Origin of the sequence: Bradyrhizobium sp. TM239 (assembly GCF_036247985.1) — a bacterium.
GTDB classification, from domain to species: domain Bacteria; phylum Pseudomonadota; class Alphaproteobacteria; order Rhizobiales; family Xanthobacteraceae; genus Bradyrhizobium; species Bradyrhizobium ottawaense.
This window is the reverse complement of the sequence record NZ_BTIR01000008.1, coordinates 282,565-299,026: the sequence shown is the minus strand read 5'-3', so window position 1 is coordinate 299,026 and position 16,462 is coordinate 282,565. Positions and strand designations below refer to the sequence as shown.

Below are 16,462 nucleotides of genomic sequence, written 5' to 3'. Positions count from 1 at the left end.
GTTTTAAGCCGTCTCGGACATCAGTTCGCGGCCGATCAGCATGCGGCGAACCTCGGACGTCCCCGCGCCGATCTCGTACAGCTTGGCGTCGCGCCACAGACGCCCCACAGGGAATTCGCTGGTGTAGCCGACCCCGCCGAGCGCCTGGATCGCCTCGCCCGCCATCCATGTTGCCTTCTCCGCGGAATAGAGGATCGCGGCGGCGGCGTCCTTGCGCAAGCTGCGCGCGTGGTCGGCGCGGTCGCAGGCGCGGCCCACCGCGTAGACATAGGCGCGCGTGGCCTGCCACGTCGCGTACATGTCGGCGAGCTTGCCCTGCATCAGCTGGAAGTCGCCGATCGGCTGGCCGAACTGCTTGCGCTCGTGCATGTAGGGCACGACCGCGTCCATGCAGGCCGCCATGATCCCGAGCGGGCCGCCCGACAGCACCGTGCGCTCATAGTCGAGGCCGGACATCAGCACCCTGACGCCCTCGCCCACCTTGCCGAGCACGTTCTCCTCCGGCACTTCGCACTCGTCGAAGAACAAGGGATAGGTGTTGGAGCCGCGCATGCCGAGCTTGTCGAGATGCTGGCCGTGGGTAAAACCCTTGAAGCCCTTCTCGATCAGGAAAGCGGTCATGCCGCGCGGGCCGGCCGCCGGATCGGTCTTGGCGTAGACCACCAGCACGTCAGCGTCGCCGCCATTGGTGATCCACATCTTCGAGCCGTTGAGCACGTAGCGGTCGCCGCGCTTGTCGGCGCGCAGCTTCATCGAGACGACGTCGGAGCCGGCACCCGGCTCGGACATCGCGAGCGCGCCGACATAGTCTCCGGAGATCAGCTTCGGCAAATAGCGCTGGCGCTGCGCGTCATTGCCGTTGCGGCGGATCTGGTTGACGCAGAGGTTGGAATGGGCGCCGTAGGACAGGCCTACGGCGGCCGAGCCGCGCGAAACCTCCTCCATGGCGACGATGTGGGCGAGGTAGCCCATGTTCGAGCCGCCATATTGCTCAGGCGCGGTCATGCCGAGCAGGCCGAGGTCGCCGAGGCGCTTCCAGAGGTCCGCCGGGAACAGATTGGCCTTTTCGATCTCGGCGGCCCGCGGCGTGATCTCCGCCTCCACGAAGGCGCGGAGCGTGTCGCGCAGCAGGCTGATGTCTTCGCCCAGATCGAAATCGATGCTCGGGATGTTCAAGGCGATTCCTCCGTATTTTGGGGACCGAACCTAGCGGGGTCAGGGCCCTCTTGCGGTCGAAAAGGTTGCATTTTCCGCCAAACTTGGCGAGGATTTTCCCGAGGGAGTTCCCAAAGGTTCGCAATGCCTTTTCAAGCCGCAACCGCGATCCCGCGCCGCGCCGTCACCCCCGCCGCCTTCGTGCGGGGCGTGGTTGCCGCCTATGCGCGATACGGACGGGATCCGGCCGAGGCGTTGCAGCGGGGTCAGGTAGCGCCGGACCTTGTCAATTCTCCGGATGGGCGGGTCACGGCCGCCCAGTTCGAGGCCCTGGCGGGCCATGCCATGCGCGAGCTCGACGACGAGGCGCTCGGCTGGTTCTCGCGCCGTCTGCCCTTCGGCACCTACGGCATGCTGTGCCGCGCCTCGATCACGGCGCCGACGCTGGAAGTGGCGCTCAAGCGCTGGTGTCGGCATCACAGCCTTATCACCGAGGACGTGTTGCTCGATCTCGCGGTCGGCGAGGAGACCGCGGTGGTGTCGATCCGGGAGCAGCGCGATCTCGGGCCGCTGCGTGAGTTCTGTCTGGTCACCCTGCTCCGCTACGTGCTCGGCTTCTCCTGCTGGGCGGTCGATTCCAGGATCGCGCTCCGCGCAGCCGAATTTCCGTATCCCGAGCCGCACCACGTCTCGGTCTATCCGACCATCTTTTGTCGCAACGTCCGCTTCGGAGCGGGCGGCGCGGCCATCGTCTTCGACAAGCACTACCTGTCGCTGCCGCTCACCCGCAGCGCGGCCGATCTCGACAACATGCTCAAGGGCGCGTTGCGGCTGACCGTGCTGCCCTATCGGCGCGACCGGCTGCTGGTCGAGCGTGTCCGCCGCGTGCTGCGCAATGCGCGCGGACGCAGTCTCGGCGCCGAGGACGTCGCAAGCGAGCTCGCGCTTTCAACGCGCACCATGCATCGGCGCCTGCGCGAGGAGGCCACCTCGCTGCGCGATCTCAAGGAAGAGGCAAAGTTCGAGCTCGCCAAGCAGGAGCTGATGCGCGGCCGCGCGCCGATCAAGCGGATCGCGGAGATCGCCGGCTTCCGCAACGAGAAGAGTTTTTCGCGCGCCTTCCGCAGCTGGACCGGCGCCAGTCCCCGCGAGTTTCGAGGGCGGTATCGCTAAGACATCATCCGGAAAAGCACGTCGCGGTCTTCCGTGCGATGCCGAGAGGGCGAGCACTCTGAGGCACCGTACTCCTCAGACGTTTACGGCCCCCGGGATCACTCCCGAAGGCCGTAAAGGTCGAAACCACTAGTCCTAACTCTGATCAATTCGAGTTGGTCTGCCCGCCGTGGCGAAGCTTGCTGCGCGACTGCGAGTGCTTCGGCTGATAGGCGAGAGAGTCGGTCGCGCTCTTCCCACCGCCCTGCGCGCACGTTCCACCGATACCGCCGGCAGCGGCGCGGCAGGCTTCCATCGTCGGATAGCCGCAGCCGTGAGCGGCCTGGGCGCCGTTCGTAATGCAATAATCTTCCGCTTTCGCAGTCGGTGCCGTCAGCACCAGAAACGCAGACGCAAACAGCGTCGCGGCGGAAACTGCGAACGTCTTCGAAACCGAGGTCATGATGTCTTTTCCTGCTTAAGAAGTCCCACATGCGAGCCCTCGACTCGCAACGCGCGCTGAGGCTCACACCTCGCATGTAGGCCAACCACGGGAACCATCAATCACGGCTCAGCGCATTGCTGGGATGTGATAATCACATTTCTCAATTAGGTGAGTTGATCAGCATTATAGTGCCGCCGGGGCGATCGCCTCCACTCTTTCGCAATTGATTCAAATGCAGTGCAGGCTGCCCTCGGGCGTGGCCTGCCGCTAGCCCGCAGACGCCGCCGCGACGTTCTGCAACGGCAGTGGCACATCCTTCGCGACACCCAGCACCGGGAAGCTGCGGACGTTCTTCACATCGGGCATCGCGGCGAAATGCAGCAGCTGCTGGCGCATGCTCTCGACGCTCGGCGCGACGCATTTCAAGAGATAATCGGTGTCGCCGGAAATGCGCCAGCACTGCTGGATGCGCGGGATCGCAGCGACCGAGCTCTCGAACGCCTCCAGCACCGGCTGAGCCTGGCTGCCGAGCTGGATCGAGACGAACGACACGACCTCATAGCCGAGCAGCCGCTCGTCGATGACGGCGCGCACCGCGCGGATCACGCCGCGGCTGAACAGCGATTTCAGCCGCCGCAGGCAGTTGGGCGCGGATACGCCGACGCGCAGCGCCAGCTCGTTGTTGCGGATACGCCCGTCCTGCTGCAGCTCGGATAGTATCTTCAGATCGACGCCGTCGAGCTGGTCACGCCCGGCCATACCCTACCCTCGTCATGCTCGTGTCATGCGGGGCAGCGAAGCACGCGGCGGAATTGGTGCCAAGGGTCCGAACCCGGAGCGCGACGCCATCGCGTTCGGGAGGAATGCCTCCCCCCACGTCATGGCCGGCCTGTCCCGCCCACTGTTCGTTCACGCGCCCAAAACGTTGATGCCCGGGCCTTCGCCTCGCCGAAGCGGCTTCGGCCGCGCAGGCGGGACGAGCCCCGGGCATGACGAGTACATCACGTCGATTAAGGTCGGAGCAGCCGCCCGCTCAATGCGTCCAGGGCTCGCCGCGCCGGAACGAGAAATTGTCGGCATAGGCCGCCGGGCGACGGATCGAATCCTGCGGCTCGATGACCTGGTAGGCGATGCCCTTGCGCTCGCAATAGGCGACCGCCTCTTCCTTCGAATGGAAGCGCAGCGTGATTTGCTGCTTCATGTCGCCGGACGAGGTCCAGCCCATCAGCGGCTCGACCGAACGCGGCTGCTCGGGCTCGTAGTCGAGCTGCCATTCCCGGGTCTTGGACCGGCCGGATTGCATCGCGTTCTTGGCGGGCTTGAAAATGCGTGCGGTCATTGGCGGTCTGGCCTCTTCGTCTTTTCGTTCGATTTCGATGCGTCACGGTAGCAGTTGGTGGAAACCGCGGGCATAGTATACAGACACCGATTGGGAACTGATCGGTGATTCCGGCCCCGGGCAACCTTCTCCGACGGTATAGTCATTATGCTGCACCGTGACAATTGCGTACCCGCCTTTCGCGCTGGGGTCCCGCCCGGCGGCACTGCTTCGCCGACATCAGTGTAACCGCCCCTCCGAGAGCTTCCGTCGCATGGCCTTCCTGAACATCAACGCCACGCTCCCTGAAAAAGGCCGTGACCTCAGGCTCGACCTGTTTCGCGGGGTCGCGAACTGGGCGATCTTCCTCGACCACATCCCCGACAACGTCGTGAACTGGGTCACGACGCGCAATTACGGCTTTTCCGACGCCGCCGACCTGTTCGTGTTCATCTCCGGCTATACCGCCTCGTTCGTCTATGCGCGGATGATGCTGGAGCGTGGCTTCCTCGTCGGCGCCACCAGGCTGACCAAGCGGGTCTGGCAGCTCTACGTCGCCCACATCATCCTGTTCGTGATCTATATCGCCTCGATCAGCTATCTGGCGCTGCGCTTCGGCGATTCCGAAATGATCAACGAGTTCAACGTCGCCGGCCTCGTCGACAACGCCACCGAGACGCTGCGCCAGGGCCTGTTCCTGCGCTTCAAGCCGCTCAATCTCGACGTGCTGCCGCTCTACATCGTGCTGATGGGCCTGTTCCCGCCGGTGCTGTGGTTCATGCTGCGCAAGCCCGATTTGACGATGGTGCTGGCGATCGTGCTGTGGCTGACGGCGCGTCACTTCGGCTGGAATCTGAACGCCTATCCGGCTGGCCAGTGGTACTTCAACCCGTATTGCTGGCAGGTGCTGTTCGTGTTCGGCGCCTGGTGCGCGATGGGCGGCGCGCGGCGCTCCATGACGCTGATCAACGCGCCGGTCACGCTTTATCTCTGTCTCGGCTATCTCCTGTTCGCGCTGCTCATGACCATGGCCGGCCGCTTCCCCGCGTTCGGCGGCATGTTTCCGGAGTGGCTGTTCTCGGCCTTCAACCCGAACGACAAGACCAACCTTGCGCCCTACCGCTTCATCCACTTCGTCGTGATCGTGATCCTGGTGATCCGCTTCGTGCCGAAGGAATGGCCGGGGCTCGAATGGAAGGTGTTCGATCCCCTGATCGTTTGCGGCCAGCAGTCGCTCGCCGTGTTCTGCGTCGGCGTGTTCCTGTCCTTCGTCGGCCATTTCGAGCTGTCGATGAGCTCGGGCTCGCTGCTCGCGCAGATCTTCGTCAGCGTTGCCGGCATCGCGATCATGACGACGGTGGCCTATTACATCTCGTGGTCGAAGAAGCAGGACAAGCCGCTGAAGCCACCGCCGCCCAAGCCGGCGGCAGCCGCGGCGAAGGCGGCCTGAGCGCGGCCTTCAACCGCCCTGGGCCGAGATCGATCGATAAAGATCGGTTGACTTGAGTCAACCAGAGGCGGCGGCGGCCGGCATAGTGTCCTCACGACACGCGCCGCCGCACCGATGTCGGCGGCCTCCCCTCGGACAAGGCTAAAAGCACATGCCCTCTCATTTTCACGCCGTGGTATGGATCGACCATTCGCAGGCCAGGATCTTCCATCTCGGCCTGAGCGGCTCCGACGAAATCACGTTGCATCCGCAACTGGCGACGCGTCATCTTCATCACAAGGCCAACGCGGTCGGCAGCGGCCATGCGGCCCCTGACCAGGCGTTCTTCGCCGAGGTGACCAAAGCCCTGGCCGATGCCGGCGAGATTCTCATCATCGGTCCGGCGAGCGCGAAGACCGAGCTTGCCAGCCACATTCGCGCGGGCGCACCCGATATCGCCAAGCGGATTGCCGCGGTGGAAGCCGCCGATCATCCCTCGGACGCCGAAATCATCGCCTATGCGAAACGTCACTTCAAGCTGCCGCTGCCGCGCGTGCAGGCACCGGGATAGGCCGCGGGCAGACGGACTGAGGTCGAGGCCGACCGGCCTTAGCAACAGCTCTGGGCGCGATGATGATTCTCACCCAGCTCATCGTGCTTCAGGCGGCTTCTTCGCCGTCGAACTCGGTGAATTTCTTGTAGATCCAGTCGCGGCCGTCATGGCGGCGCCAGACCTTGCCGACCACGAGCTGCCCGTTGATCGAGCGGCGGGGCACGAACACGGTCCAGAGGTGCCAGATCTCGCTCCAGCTCGATTGCGGACCGGTAGTTTTGAAGTTGCGATCGAAAGACATGACGCAGAACTCACAGGATACGCGCGCTGCGACGAACCGTGACCTTGTGTGAGCACGAATTGCAGGCAGCCCATCGCGAGCCGGAATCGATCTGATAACGATCGCCGAAACGGCCGCAACAACCGCTCATCCTTAACCTAACCGGTCAACCTTACTTCTCCCGGCTTGGAGCCGAGATCGGTTGAAAGCCGCAGCCGAACTATCTAGACTACGCGCACGATTTGAGAACGGCCGCGCCGTCTTGGGCGCGTGGCTATTTGATTGAGCTGACGTCCAATTTTGTAAGTTGAAATTTCGAGACGACTCGTCAGGGCGACCACAATGAATTTGCAATGTGAACGTCTGCGCCTGGCGCTGCGATCGACGCTTCCTGCGCCAATCGCAAGGACGCCGGCGCAAGAGCCGACGAAAGCCGCCAACGACAACCACGTGATATGGCCGCTGCTGCCGTTTCCGCTCGGCTGGTACGCCTCGAGCTGATTGGCCGGATCCGAAAAAACGGCAGCCGAAAAGCGCAACGCCGCGCAAGCGGAATATCATCGCTTGGCGGCGTCCGTTTAGACATTGGGCGCTGAAATCCCCAATACACATATGTCTACGGCGACAGCGAAAGGTTCGATGCGGCGTCGGCAATTCTGGCCCGGTCAGCAGGGACGCAATGGCTTGAAACATCGCGCAGAAATCGCGGGAACGCCCCAAGCGCTGCCTGTCAGATCACGTCGGAGGTCGCAGGAAAAAGTCTAGGAGATTCAACCCCGGGACTGGTCGGGGCAGCTGGATTCGAACCAACGACCTGCAGTACCCAAAACTGCCGCGCTACCAGGCTGCGCTATACCCCGAATGTCCTGCGAGCCCCGTCGATACACGCTTCCCAGGGCGCCAGCAAGGCTCGACGGCGCCAGCAAGGCTCCAAGGCGCCAGCAAGGCTTCCAAAGCGTCGGCTAGCTTCCGGGCGCCCCGAGGCGCTTTCTGCCTGCCCTATTTGCTGCCGAACAGCGGATGGCCGACGCGGTCGCCGGGCCGGATGCCGTATTTCTGCGCCGTTCCCGCCACCACCTCCAGCACGGCCCGGGCGGGCCCCCGGGACGAGATGATCTTGGTCGACATCGGCTCGGTGTTCTCGGCGATGCGAAGGATGCGGCCGTCGGCGCGGATGAAGATCATGTCGAGCGAGACATAGGTGTTCTTCATCCACATCGACACCTCCTGCTCGGGATTGAAGTCGAACAGCATGCCTTTGCCGTCCGCCAGCTCCTTGCGGTACATCAGGCCGGTCTGCTTCTCCCCCTCGGTCGTCGCCACTTCCACCGAGAACACCTGCACGCCGTTCTTGGTGACGATCTCGAGCGGTTGGAAGCTGGCTGCGCCGGCGGGCGCGCCGGCAACAGCACAGCCGGCGATGACGAGGATGGCGGCAAGCCAGCCCTTCAGGGCGGACCAGGCAGCCTTTCGATCAGGATTCATGCGGGCACTCGAGGCGTGGGACTGGACCAGTCCTTACGCGGCGGTCGCCGGAAAAGCCAGAGGCGCACCGGCCTGCCAGCACGCCTCTGCTCACGATTGCGGGAAATGGAAGCTTGGGGGATTTGGAAGCTTGCAGGACTTGAAGATTTGCAGGACTTGAAGATTTGCAGGACTTGAAGATTTGCAGGACTTGAAGATTTGCAGGACTTGGACGCTAGAGCGCGAGTCTCCTCGCGCTTAGTGCGACTGCAATCCCGGCGATCCGGTCTCGGGATGGATCTCGGCCGCCATCATGCCCTTGGAGCCGGGCCCGAAGCGGACCAGGACATACTGGCCGGGCCTGAGCTCGGTCATGCCGAAGCGGCGCAGCGTCTCCATGTGCACGAAGATGTCGGGCGTGCCCTCGCCGCAGGTCAGGAAGCCGAAGCCGCGGAGCCGGTTGAACCATTTGACCTGGGCCCGTTCCAGCCCGCTGGTCGCGGTGACCGTGACATGGGTGCGCGGCGGCAGCATCTGCGCCGGATGGATCGCGGTCGACTCGTCCATCGAGACCACGCGGAACGCCTGGTAACCCTTGGCGCGCTGGATGCACTCGACGACGATGCGGGCGCCCTCATAGGCGGTCTGGAAGCCGTCTCGCCTAAGCACGGTTACGTGCAGCAGCACGTCCGGCCAGCCGTTGTCCGGGACGATGAAGCCGTAGCCTTTGGAGGCGTCGAACCATTTGATCACGCCATGGACTTCGACGAGATTGGCGCTGGTCTCACCCAACCCGCTGAACGGACTGAGCGCGCTCTCGCGACCGGCACTGCCGTGTTCGCCCGGCGTGATCCGCCCGGGCGACACCCCCTGCCCGGGAACCCCGAGCTTCTTGGACTCAAATCCGTCCGACGACCCCATAACCCCGGACCCCACACTGTCATGCGACCCGCCTCAGCAGCGGTATCGAATCACGCGTCTTTCGAGAACCTTCTCAACCGGACGCGACGCGAATCTTTCGACTCAAAAGATAACACTCCCGGTTGCGAGGCATAGATAAAAAAGAGATTCGCCGGAACCTATGAACAGCTTGCACAGCCGCGAATCAAATTGATGCCTCAATTGCCGACAAAGGGCCCGAGCGCTTCGCCGATGTCGTGGTGGATGACGAGGTCGGCAATGTCGTCCTGCTCGGTCGGCTCGCGGTTGATGATCACCAGACGTGCACCGGCGTTCTTCGCCATCATCGGAAAGCCCGCCGCGGGCCACACCACGAGCGAGGAACCGATCGCGATGAAGAGGTCGCAGGCCTGCGACAATGCGGTCGCGCGCTGCATTTCATCATCGGGCATCATCTGGCCGAAGGAGATCGTGGCGGTTTTCACGGGCTCACTGCACGCGGTGCAGTTTGGCGCGAGGCCGTCGCCGTCGAAGCGACGCTTCACCCAGTCGAGCGGATAGGCCTGCCCGCATCCGATGCAGCGCGCATAAGTGGTGTTGCCGTGAAGTTCAATCACGTGCTCGCCGGCGAAGCCGGAGGCCTGGTGCAGATTGTCGATGTTCTGGGTGATGACGGCGGGAACCTTGCCGGCGCGGTAGAGCGAGGCCAGCGCCCGATGGCCGCGCCCGGGCTTGGCCGCCGCGAAGACCTCCTCCATCGCAAAACGGCGCCGCCAGGATTCGTCCCGCGCTGACTGGCTCGCGACGAATTCGTCGAACGGGATCGGACGATTGCGCGTCCAAATTCCGCCCGGCGAGCGGAAATCGGGAATGCCGCATTCGGTCGAGATGCCGGCGCCGGTGAACGGCACGATGACCCTCGCCTCGGCGATCATGTCGCCGAGCCGCTCAACGCCGCTCTGAAGATCCGATGCAATCAATCGCGGGCTCCCGATTCGTTTTGCCTGACAGCATCATGCACAAGCGGCAAGATTGTTGACGCTCTTATCAAGCGCTAACGCGAGGCGCTCGGCAATTTTTTCCGGGCCTTCGCATATCACAATCCTGCAATGCCTCCTCCCCATTGACGCCCCATTCAGGAGCCCCAATGGATGTGTCAATGCGACTCAGGATGATGCGGCGGCAGTGCTTGAGTTGAGTCAAGTAAACCCGAGGGGATGGTCATGACCGAAGACGAAGAACGCAAAGCTCGTGAGCGCGACGAAATCGCCGCCCGTGTCGCCGCCTTCCGTGCCACGCAGGAAAAGTTCAAGCGCGAGCGCGAAGAGTATTTCGTGTCGACCCTGGAGAACGCCCGCAAAGTCGAACGGCCCTCGCTCTGGCCGTAATTCACGTCCCGATCAATGCACGTGAAAAAAGCCCGGAGCATCGCTCCGGGCTTTTCGCTTGAAAGAGACTACCAGTGACGCCAGTGGTGATGGTGCCGGTAGTACGGTCCGCCGCCGTAATAGGCGTAGGGGCCGGGCTCGTAGTAGGCGGGTCCGCCATAGTAGCCATAGCGCGGGCCATAGCCGTAACCGTAGGGCTGCGACGCTGCGACGGCGCCCGCGGTGATCGCGCCGGCGGCGAGGCCGAATGCGAGGCCCGGGCCGATGCCGCGCCCGCGCGCCTCGGCAGGCGCAGGGGCCGCAACCGCGGTCACGCCGACGGCTGCGACGGTGGCCAGAACTGCCAGTGTTTTCTTCATGCTCTCCTCCTTCGCGTCTTGCGGAGATAACGACGAGCGCCTGCGATGGTTGCGCAACGGGTGGGGAACCGGGCCCGGCAAAAAAAGTCGATGCAGCCGGAACGAAATCGCCGGCCGCGGATTATCTCCTCAAGTGCGGGAGCCTCCGCCATCCGGGTAGGGGCAACGGCACGAAGCCCCGTCAGCATCTCCGCGATGCTGGCGGGGTTTTCAGTTTCACGGGAGCAGATGGCAGCAGACGAGGATTGCTGCCAACGGGGCGAACGACCGAGGAGAAGAGTTTGCCGTTATCCGCTTTGCTGGCCCGTATCCGCAGGCTGGTTCCCAGATCCGACGATCAGCACTACGACGAGATCGTTCGCAGCTTCGGTGTCGGCACGCTGCACCCGCCACCGACGCCGATGAGCGACGGCGAGCTGGCGCGGGCGATCGCCGAGTTCCTGAAGGAGCAGCCGTCGAGCGAATCCGTCGCGACCCTCGGCCGCCGGCTCGACCCCTCCTCACCCCTTTGAGTTTCCTTCGAATTTCTTCCGCATTACTTGGCGAGAGCACGGAACCAGAATTGCGCGCGGACGTTGAATCCCCCTTCACGCAGAGAGCGGAAGAGGCCAACATGCCCGCGTGGCTCGAAGTTTTGCTCAATTTGTCCGGCTATGCCGGTTTCGTGGCGCTCGCCTCGCGCGGCGCCGCGAGCCCGCAGGCATCGGGCGACGATCGCATCTCTCACGACGAGCGCTAGTTGGCGTGCGCCGCTTTAATTGGCGTGCGCCGGCTGGCCCGCCGTGCGCACCAGCCGGTCGGCCTTGACCGCAACGCGCGTGTCCTCGAGCTGCGGCCGCAGCGAAAAGCTGATCACCACGAAAGCGAGACAGAACAGCGTGCCGACGATAGCGACGCGCCGGTAGGTCTGTCGGTCGCCTTGATAAAAGAACGGCTCTGAAAACGGTGTCATGACAAAATTGCTTCTGGCAAAGGTCGTTTCTTGCTTGTCGTTGCCAGACACCTACCGCAACGAGCGCCAAGCGCAATGCGACTGGGCTTTTAACCTAACCGAATAGGATTATCGGCTTCCGCGCAAAGGATCGTTAGGAATTTGCCGAGCGCCTGCGATCGCAGCGCGCCGCTTTCTGAGTCGCGCTACAGCGCGAAGTCGAGGCTGCGGCGGCTCGCGGTCGCCGACCGGCTTTGTTCCAGCTTCGACACCATTTCGTTCTCAAAGAACGAATCGGAATCGAAGAAATCGGCGCGGAGCAACTCTTAACAAACCGTGCGCGTGCGCCACGGTCCGATCACGTCGCATCGGAAGACGGGGGCTCGGGAGATTTCGATCCCGGTGGCGGCACTTGCGGCACCGACGGCTTGCCCTTGCGCAAGCGCGGGTGCCGATCGTACCAGAACACTTTCGCGATCTCGGCGAGAAACCAGCACGCATTCATGTCGCTCTCCCTCGCCTCACTCCTTACGGAGGAGGCGCGGACGCGACTGTGCGAAGCATCACGCTGTCTCGTTCTGATACGCGTGGCCGCATCCCCGGCGGCAGGCGCAACATGTTCTGCATCCGACTCCATTTCGTTCTCGCAGAACGAATCGGAGTCGGAAAATTCGGCGCGAAGCGATTCCTAACGATCGATGAAAGCGCACGACGCAACCTCTTCAGCGACGTGGCTCGCCGTCGGTACGATCTTCGCCCGCAGGAATTCCGAGACGACCGCGAACACGATGACGATCTCGCGGCAAGGTTCGCATCGAAAGCTGTTGACGGAGGTCGCCATCATCGGCTTGGCGCATCGGGGGCATGTCATGCAGGCCGAACGCTGACGGCACATGTTCGTTCCTGAAGCATCAGCGGCGAATACTCGCGGCCGCAACGACCCCCGCCAGGACCGGAGTCCAAGACCGGAGTCCAAGACCAGCGTGCAAGACCAACTTCAAATTGGTCCGCCTCGTCGTCCCCGCGACAGCCGCTCGATCAAGCGCGGCGTCAGATCGAGACCGCGCTTGCCGGATGCCGGATATCGACGGCGTCGCGGAGATCAAGCCGCCCGCTTCACTTTTTCCTTTTCCGAGAAGCACTCCAGGATCTGGATACGGAGCTCCTCCGCGGCCGGGCCCTCGAGCTTCCTGAGCTCGTTCCAGAGCCTGATCACTTCGCGCTGTTTTTCGACGGTCATGAGTCACCTCCCAAGCGGTCCCTAAGGTGGCTCAATAGAACAAAATGAGAACAAAAAGTCCAGTCCCCGCGCGCGATTTCCCGGTATGTCGCGTTGAACCTTTTCAACGCCGCGTGGACCCAAGGAAGCTGGGGATTTCAGCGCCCAGTCATATGGCAGCGCCGCCGTGAACGAACATATTCCGTCATCGCGGCGCTGTTGCTTTTTGGATTTTCAACTTTAAGTTAGGAATACGGCTGGCGGCCAGGCGCTGAAATCCCAACGCCGTCGGCCAGAAGAGCCCCGTGCGAAGGCGCGGGGTTTTTCTTTTTAAGGCCGCGGATTTCAGCCAAGCGCAGCGGGTCGTGGCTACAGGAACGAATCTTCCAACGTTCGCATTGCCCGGCCGATGAGTGTCGCGCGTTACCGTGTCCGGGCCCGCGCCCTCCATCATCGAGGCACCGATGAATCTGCGAGTTCTGTGAAACCGAGATCCCGATCGGACTTTCGGTCTGCCCCCATTGCGGGAAACCACAGAGCGCGTCCGGACAGATCGACCGGCGCTCCCTGTGGTTCGTCCTGATCATCGTGGTGATGTTCGGCATCGCCGTCGCCGAGCACCATCTTGTCTTCAGCCATTGATCGTTGCGGCATCGCCCCGCCGCAACGACATCGCCGGCGCCTTAGACGGAGTCCTTGGCCACCTTCAGCGGCGAAGCCTTCACCGATTTGCTCGCCGGCTTGGCCGCAAACTGCATCGGCTCCTTGGTGAAGGGATTGACGCCCATGCGGGCTTCGGTCGCCGGCTTGTTCACGACCGACATCTTCACGAAGCCGGGAATGACGAACTCGCCGGACTCGTTGAGCTCCTTGTAGCCGACCGTCGCCATGTACTCGATCACGGACTTCACGTCGTTCTTCGAAAGCTGCGTGCCCTCGGCAATTGCATCAATCAATTGGGTCTTCGTCATCTTCGCCATGTCTGAATTCCTTTGAAGGGTGCGCGCGAATAACTCTGCTGTGACGCGGCCGGACCGCGGAGGCGCGCTTCTGATTCATGCCAGAGGTCATGAATTGACCGGGCTTAGAGCCTATCGAGGCTCAAAACGCAAGCAGGGGTTCTGCGGGGTTCCCGACTTCCTGTGCAAGATGCTGCAGGACCTTCCGCTTTCCGTTTGAACCAATTTGCGGCTGGCGCGTCATATCATTGAAGTCCCCAAAGAAATCCCCAAGCTTCACCCCACCAGAAAGCCCCGCTTCCCCCGAGCGGGGCTTTCGCTTTTGGGGGCATGGTAGAACGGCCCGGCTGCCTGTAATGGTCTAAAGGTTTCTCGTGGGGTGCTCATGAAGGTCGCTATCGTCATCGCAGGTTTGATCGTTGTCGTTGTCGCCGCCCTCGTCGCGATCCAGCCGAGCTTCCTGAAGCCTGCCTCCCTCGCCCTCGTGAAGAAATCCGACATCTTCGGCTTCTCGCCCGGGATGACATTCGACGAGACCAGCAAGCTCATCAGTCAACGCCGCTATCTCTGCCGCCGGAGCCGCGACTCCTACACTTTCGAATGCGACGTCAACGGCGCCAAGGTTTCGGTCGACAGCGACGAGGCCGACGTCAGGCACCCGATCTGGCGCGTCAAGGCGGAGTTGAACAATCCGGGGGCGCAGGACGCTGCCGTCAAATCGATCTCCGACCAGTTCAACGCGCAAGCCCTCAAGGACCGCGAGGGATGGACATGGATCGTCGGCCGCGGGCTCAAGCTGAGTTATGACGGCCTCGCCTTGAACCTCGTGGACGAGGCCGCGGAGGCCCGGCTTCGCAACGACGAAGCAAAGCGCTAGAGCGTGAAGTCACCTCGTCGTGAAACTTGTGGCTCGGCACGCCTTGTTGACACTTCAGTAACCCAACGCCGCCAAGCTCCATTCAGTCTCGTTGCGTTGGAGTAACCCCACAGTGCTGGATTTTGACGAGCTGCGTGAACTCGCGGCTGATGTTCGTGTTTTTGTCGACGTCGCCGAGGACAAGGCCGAAGCACTCAGGGCCGTCATCGCGGCCTATGACGTGGTGCTGGCAATCTTCCCCACTGACGAGGGCATGGGCCTTCACGTCATCAAGGGCAAAGAGATCCTGGACAGGATTGCAACATCACGCAGCCATGCGATCTACAGCCACACGGCGATCGCGGTCCCCGACCTGCAACACGCCCAGGCGCTCAAGCTGCTGACGGCCCCGGTCGAACAACGGATTGCGGCCTGATCGAAGGCGGCGGCTCCAGCGGCCATTGCCGGGCGATGCTCTGCATCGCCCGGCGGACCCTGCGGGCCGAGCAGTTCGGCCGCCTCGCCGACGGCCCCCATTCTTCGGCTAATCGCGAAGCCGGTTGACGATCTGGAGCGGGATCCATGATCCCAGCACGATGACGATCGCAACGAGTGTGACCACGACATACTTCACCGGATTTTGCGAGGACGCGAGCGAACCTTCGAGCTGAAGGTACGGCAGCATCGCGTCCATGCCCATTCCGATGAGCGCAACCGCAAGCAGGCCGCCAAAGGCTGCGGCGACGATGTTGACGACCCAGCCGATTGCGCCGCGTCCGTTCGACCAGGCCTCGTAAATCGCGACAGCCAGCACGACGAGGGCAAGCACCAGCATGAAGCTCATCGAGCCGCCGACGCTCGACGTCGGGCCGAAGACCTCCAGCAGCAGCACGGCCGCCACCGCAACCAGTGTGATCGTCTTCACGACGCTCCCTCGTTAGTGCCCAAGCAACAAGACCACAGAGCCGATCGCGATGCAGACAAGACCGAAGACGGCCGTCGCGATCTCGACGGCGTTTTCCAGGCCGAAGAACCTGACGACCGCGCTCCATGCGGCAGACAGGAGAATATCCACGATCGCGCTGAGCAGGGCTTGAAGCATAGTAATTGGTCGCGCCGCCGGCGTTGGGGTTCGGTGACGGCGGATCAAAATTCATACGCCGTCGCCCCTCAGCATGAGCAAGACTACGGTGACAGTGCATTAAAAATGGCCTGCTCACCCGCAGGCTCTGCGGATTCGGTCCACGCTTGGCTGGTCTGTTTCCACCAGCCGCTTCCCCTCGCGCGCCCGCCCCCTGCCCCTCCTGCCCGTTTCCTGCTATCTCCTGTCCCCGCCGTCTTGGCCCAAACCAAAACACCTCCGTTCCAGGGAGCAACAACCATGCGATACCTCCACACCATGCTGCGCGTGCGCAATCTCGATGTCGCGCTAAAATTCTACGTCGATGCTTTCGGGCTGAAGGAGGTGCGGCGGATCGAGAACGACAAGGGGCGCTTCACGCTGGTGTTCCTGTGCTCGGCGGACGATCTCGAGGCGCTGAAGAAGCAGCCGCAGACGCGCGGCGCGCCGCTGGTCGAGCTGACCTGGAATTGGGATGAGGAGAAGTATGGCGAGGATCGCTTCTTCGGCCATCTCGCCTATGAGGTCGACGACATCTACGCCACCTGCGCGCAACTGATGAAGGCCGGCGTCACCATCAACCGTCCGCCGCGCGACGGCAACATGGCGTTCGTGCGCTCGCCGGACCTGCACTCGATCGAGCTCTTGCAGAAGGGCGAGCCGAAGCCGCCGCAGGAGCCCTGGGCGTCGATGCCCAACACCGGCCATTGGTAGGTTCGAGACGCTGGAACAAGCCCTCGCCGCCTGCGTTCACTCTCCGACAATGCGATTGGAGGAGAAAATCATGGGACGCGGAATTCTGTTGTGGCTGCTGGGCGTGCCGATCCCGGTGATCATTCTGTTGTGGCTGTTCTTCGGCCGCTGAGCGGCGGGTTCAACTGGCCGGGTTGTTTTGCAATGAAAGCTCCGCCTCGGGCGGAGCTTTTTGCATGAG

At 62.9% G+C, this 16,462-nt stretch carries 25 protein-coding genes and 1 tRNA gene; 9 read left to right on the top strand and 17 right to left on the bottom strand.

Features of this window, described 5'->3' with window-relative positions:
- Positions 1-3: 3 nt before the first annotated feature.
- Positions 4-1,176, bottom strand: a complete 1,173-nt coding sequence (locus tag AABA84_RS15210) for an isovaleryl-CoA dehydrogenase (protein WP_338309288.1) — start codon at positions 1,174-1,176, stop codon at positions 4-6.
- Between the two features lie 123 nt (positions 1,177-1,299).
- Between AABA84_RS15210 and AABA84_RS15205 the strand changes: the two genes are divergently transcribed.
- A complete protein-coding gene (locus AABA84_RS15205) occupies positions 1,300-2,328 on the top strand; it encodes an AraC family transcriptional regulator (protein WP_212244209.1) in 1,029 nt (342 codons plus the stop codon).
- A gap of 145 nt (positions 2,329-2,473) precedes the next feature.
- On the opposite strand, the gene AABA84_RS15200 is transcribed toward AABA84_RS15205, so the two are convergent.
- The 3 genes from AABA84_RS15200 to AABA84_RS15190 all read right to left on the bottom strand — a co-directional run bounded on the left by AABA84_RS15200 (position 2,474) and on the right by AABA84_RS15190 (position 4,091).
- Positions 2,474-2,770: a DUF3551 domain-containing protein gene (locus AABA84_RS15200; RefSeq protein ID WP_212244211.1), complete on the bottom strand. Its 297-nt coding sequence runs from the start codon at positions 2,768-2,770 to the stop codon at positions 2,474-2,476.
- Between the two features lie 249 nt (positions 2,771-3,019).
- Positions 3,020-3,511 carry an Lrp/AsnC family transcriptional regulator gene (locus tag AABA84_RS15195; protein WP_212244213.1) on the bottom strand — a complete coding sequence of 164 codons (492 nt, stop codon included), beginning with the start codon at positions 3,509-3,511 and terminating at the stop codon, positions 3,020-3,022.
- 274 nt (positions 3,512-3,785) lie between these two features.
- Positions 3,786-4,091, bottom strand: a complete 306-nt coding sequence (locus AABA84_RS15190; protein WP_212244215.1) for an ETC complex I subunit — start codon at positions 4,089-4,091, stop codon at positions 3,786-3,788.
- Positions 4,092-4,344: 253 nt separating this feature from the next.
- Here AABA84_RS15190 and AABA84_RS15185 point away from each other — a divergent pair, with 253 nt between their 5' ends.
- Together AABA84_RS15185 and AABA84_RS15180 are read left to right on the top strand one after the other, a co-directional pair.
- Positions 4,345-5,520, top strand: a complete 1,176-nt coding sequence (locus tag AABA84_RS15185) for an OpgC domain-containing protein (protein ID WP_338312422.1) — start codon at positions 4,345-4,347, stop codon at positions 5,518-5,520.
- A 151-nt stretch (positions 5,521-5,671) separates the two neighbouring features.
- The gene (locus tag AABA84_RS15180) at positions 5,672-6,070 is read left to right on the top strand and encodes a translational machinery protein (RefSeq protein WP_338312421.1); all 399 of its coding nucleotides are present in this window, start codon (positions 5,672-5,674) and stop codon (positions 6,068-6,070) included.
- Positions 6,071-6,158: 88 nt separating this feature from the next.
- Here the strand turns inward: AABA84_RS15180 and AABA84_RS15175 are convergent, their stop codons facing one another.
- From AABA84_RS15175 to AABA84_RS15155, 5 genes are all read right to left on the bottom strand, one after another.
- Positions 6,159-6,353 carry a hypothetical protein gene (locus AABA84_RS15175; protein WP_338312420.1) on the bottom strand — a complete coding sequence of 65 codons (195 nt, stop codon included), beginning with the start codon at positions 6,351-6,353 and terminating at the stop codon, positions 6,159-6,161.
- Positions 6,354-7,115: 762 nt separating this feature from the next.
- Positions 7,116-7,192: transfer RNA gene (locus tag AABA84_RS15170), tRNA-Pro, on the bottom strand.
- A gap of 139 nt (positions 7,193-7,331) precedes the next feature.
- A complete protein-coding gene (locus AABA84_RS15165; protein ID WP_338312419.1) occupies positions 7,332-7,817 on the bottom strand; it encodes a DUF192 domain-containing protein in 486 nt (161 codons plus the stop codon).
- Positions 7,818-8,054: 237 nt separating this feature from the next.
- Complete coding sequence (locus AABA84_RS15160) at positions 8,055-8,717, bottom strand: cold-shock protein (RefSeq protein ID WP_212244225.1); 663 nt, start codon at positions 8,715-8,717, stop codon at positions 8,055-8,057.
- A 197-nt stretch (positions 8,718-8,914) separates the two neighbouring features.
- Positions 8,915-9,676 carry an SIR2 family NAD-dependent protein deacylase gene (locus tag AABA84_RS15155; RefSeq protein WP_338312418.1) on the bottom strand — a complete coding sequence of 254 codons (762 nt, stop codon included), beginning with the start codon at positions 9,674-9,676 and terminating at the stop codon, positions 8,915-8,917.
- Positions 9,677-9,919: 243 nt separating this feature from the next.
- Between AABA84_RS15155 and AABA84_RS15150 the strand changes: the two genes are divergently transcribed.
- Positions 9,920-10,084, top strand: coding sequence for a hypothetical protein (locus AABA84_RS15150; protein WP_162832225.1), 165 nt, complete (start codon positions 9,920-9,922; stop codon positions 10,082-10,084).
- 68 nt (positions 10,085-10,152) lie between these two features.
- Here the strand turns inward: AABA84_RS15150 and AABA84_RS15145 are convergent, their stop codons facing one another.
- Positions 10,153-10,443: a hypothetical protein gene (locus AABA84_RS15145; RefSeq protein ID WP_212244229.1), complete on the bottom strand. Its 291-nt coding sequence runs from the start codon at positions 10,441-10,443 to the stop codon at positions 10,153-10,155.
- 281 nt (positions 10,444-10,724) lie between these two features.
- Here AABA84_RS15145 and AABA84_RS15140 point away from each other — a divergent pair, with 281 nt between their 5' ends.
- Positions 10,725-10,955, top strand: a complete 231-nt coding sequence (locus tag AABA84_RS15140) for a hypothetical protein (protein WP_028144755.1) — start codon at positions 10,725-10,727, stop codon at positions 10,953-10,955.
- 101 nt (positions 10,956-11,056) lie between these two features.
- On the top strand, positions 11,057-11,182 hold the full coding sequence (locus AABA84_RS15135) for a hypothetical protein (protein ID WP_338312417.1): 126 nt from the start codon (positions 11,057-11,059) through the stop codon (positions 11,180-11,182).
- Between the two features lie 15 nt (positions 11,183-11,197).
- Here the strand turns inward: AABA84_RS15135 and AABA84_RS15130 are convergent, their stop codons facing one another.
- The 5 genes from AABA84_RS15130 to AABA84_RS15110 form a co-directional block, all read right to left on the bottom strand.
- On the bottom strand, positions 11,198-11,395 hold the full coding sequence (locus tag AABA84_RS15130; RefSeq protein WP_338309296.1) for a hypothetical protein: 198 nt from the start codon (positions 11,393-11,395) through the stop codon (positions 11,198-11,200).
- A 337-nt stretch (positions 11,396-11,732) separates the two neighbouring features.
- Complete coding sequence (locus tag AABA84_RS15125; protein WP_212244233.1) at positions 11,733-11,879, bottom strand: hypothetical protein; 147 nt, start codon at positions 11,877-11,879, stop codon at positions 11,733-11,735.
- A gap of 597 nt (positions 11,880-12,476) precedes the next feature.
- Positions 12,477-12,614, bottom strand: coding sequence for a hypothetical protein (locus AABA84_RS15120; protein WP_162832227.1), 138 nt, complete (start codon positions 12,612-12,614; stop codon positions 12,477-12,479).
- 429 nt (positions 12,615-13,043) lie between these two features.
- Entirely contained in the window at positions 13,044-13,232 is a 189-nt protein-coding gene (locus tag AABA84_RS15115) for a hypothetical protein (RefSeq protein ID WP_338312416.1), read from the bottom strand.
- 44 nt (positions 13,233-13,276) lie between these two features.
- A complete protein-coding gene (locus tag AABA84_RS15110) occupies positions 13,277-13,573 on the bottom strand; it encodes an HU family DNA-binding protein (protein ID WP_007591377.1) in 297 nt (98 codons plus the stop codon).
- A gap of 364 nt (positions 13,574-13,937) precedes the next feature.
- Between AABA84_RS15110 and AABA84_RS15105 the strand changes: the two genes are divergently transcribed.
- Both AABA84_RS15105 and AABA84_RS15100 read left to right on the top strand, forming a co-directional pair.
- A complete protein-coding gene (locus AABA84_RS15105; protein WP_338312415.1) occupies positions 13,938-14,429 on the top strand; it encodes a hypothetical protein in 492 nt (163 codons plus the stop codon).
- 112 nt (positions 14,430-14,541) lie between these two features.
- Entirely contained in the window at positions 14,542-14,844 is a 303-nt protein-coding gene (locus AABA84_RS15100) for a hypothetical protein (protein ID WP_028144758.1), read from the top strand.
- Between the two features lie 108 nt (positions 14,845-14,952).
- Here the strand turns inward: AABA84_RS15100 and AABA84_RS15095 are convergent, their stop codons facing one another.
- Entirely contained in the window at positions 14,953-15,333 is a 381-nt protein-coding gene (locus AABA84_RS15095) for a hypothetical protein (RefSeq protein WP_212244241.1), read from the bottom strand.
- Positions 15,334-15,345: 12 nt separating this feature from the next.
- Entirely contained in the window at positions 15,346-15,510 is a 165-nt protein-coding gene (locus AABA84_RS15090) for a hypothetical protein (protein ID WP_212244243.1), read from the bottom strand.
- Positions 15,511-15,789: 279 nt separating this feature from the next.
- On the opposite strand from AABA84_RS15090, the gene AABA84_RS15085 reads away from it, so the two are divergent.
- Entirely contained in the window at positions 15,790-16,242 is a 453-nt protein-coding gene (locus AABA84_RS15085; RefSeq protein WP_018323103.1) for a VOC family protein, read from the top strand.
- Positions 16,243-16,462 lie beyond the last annotated feature (220 nt).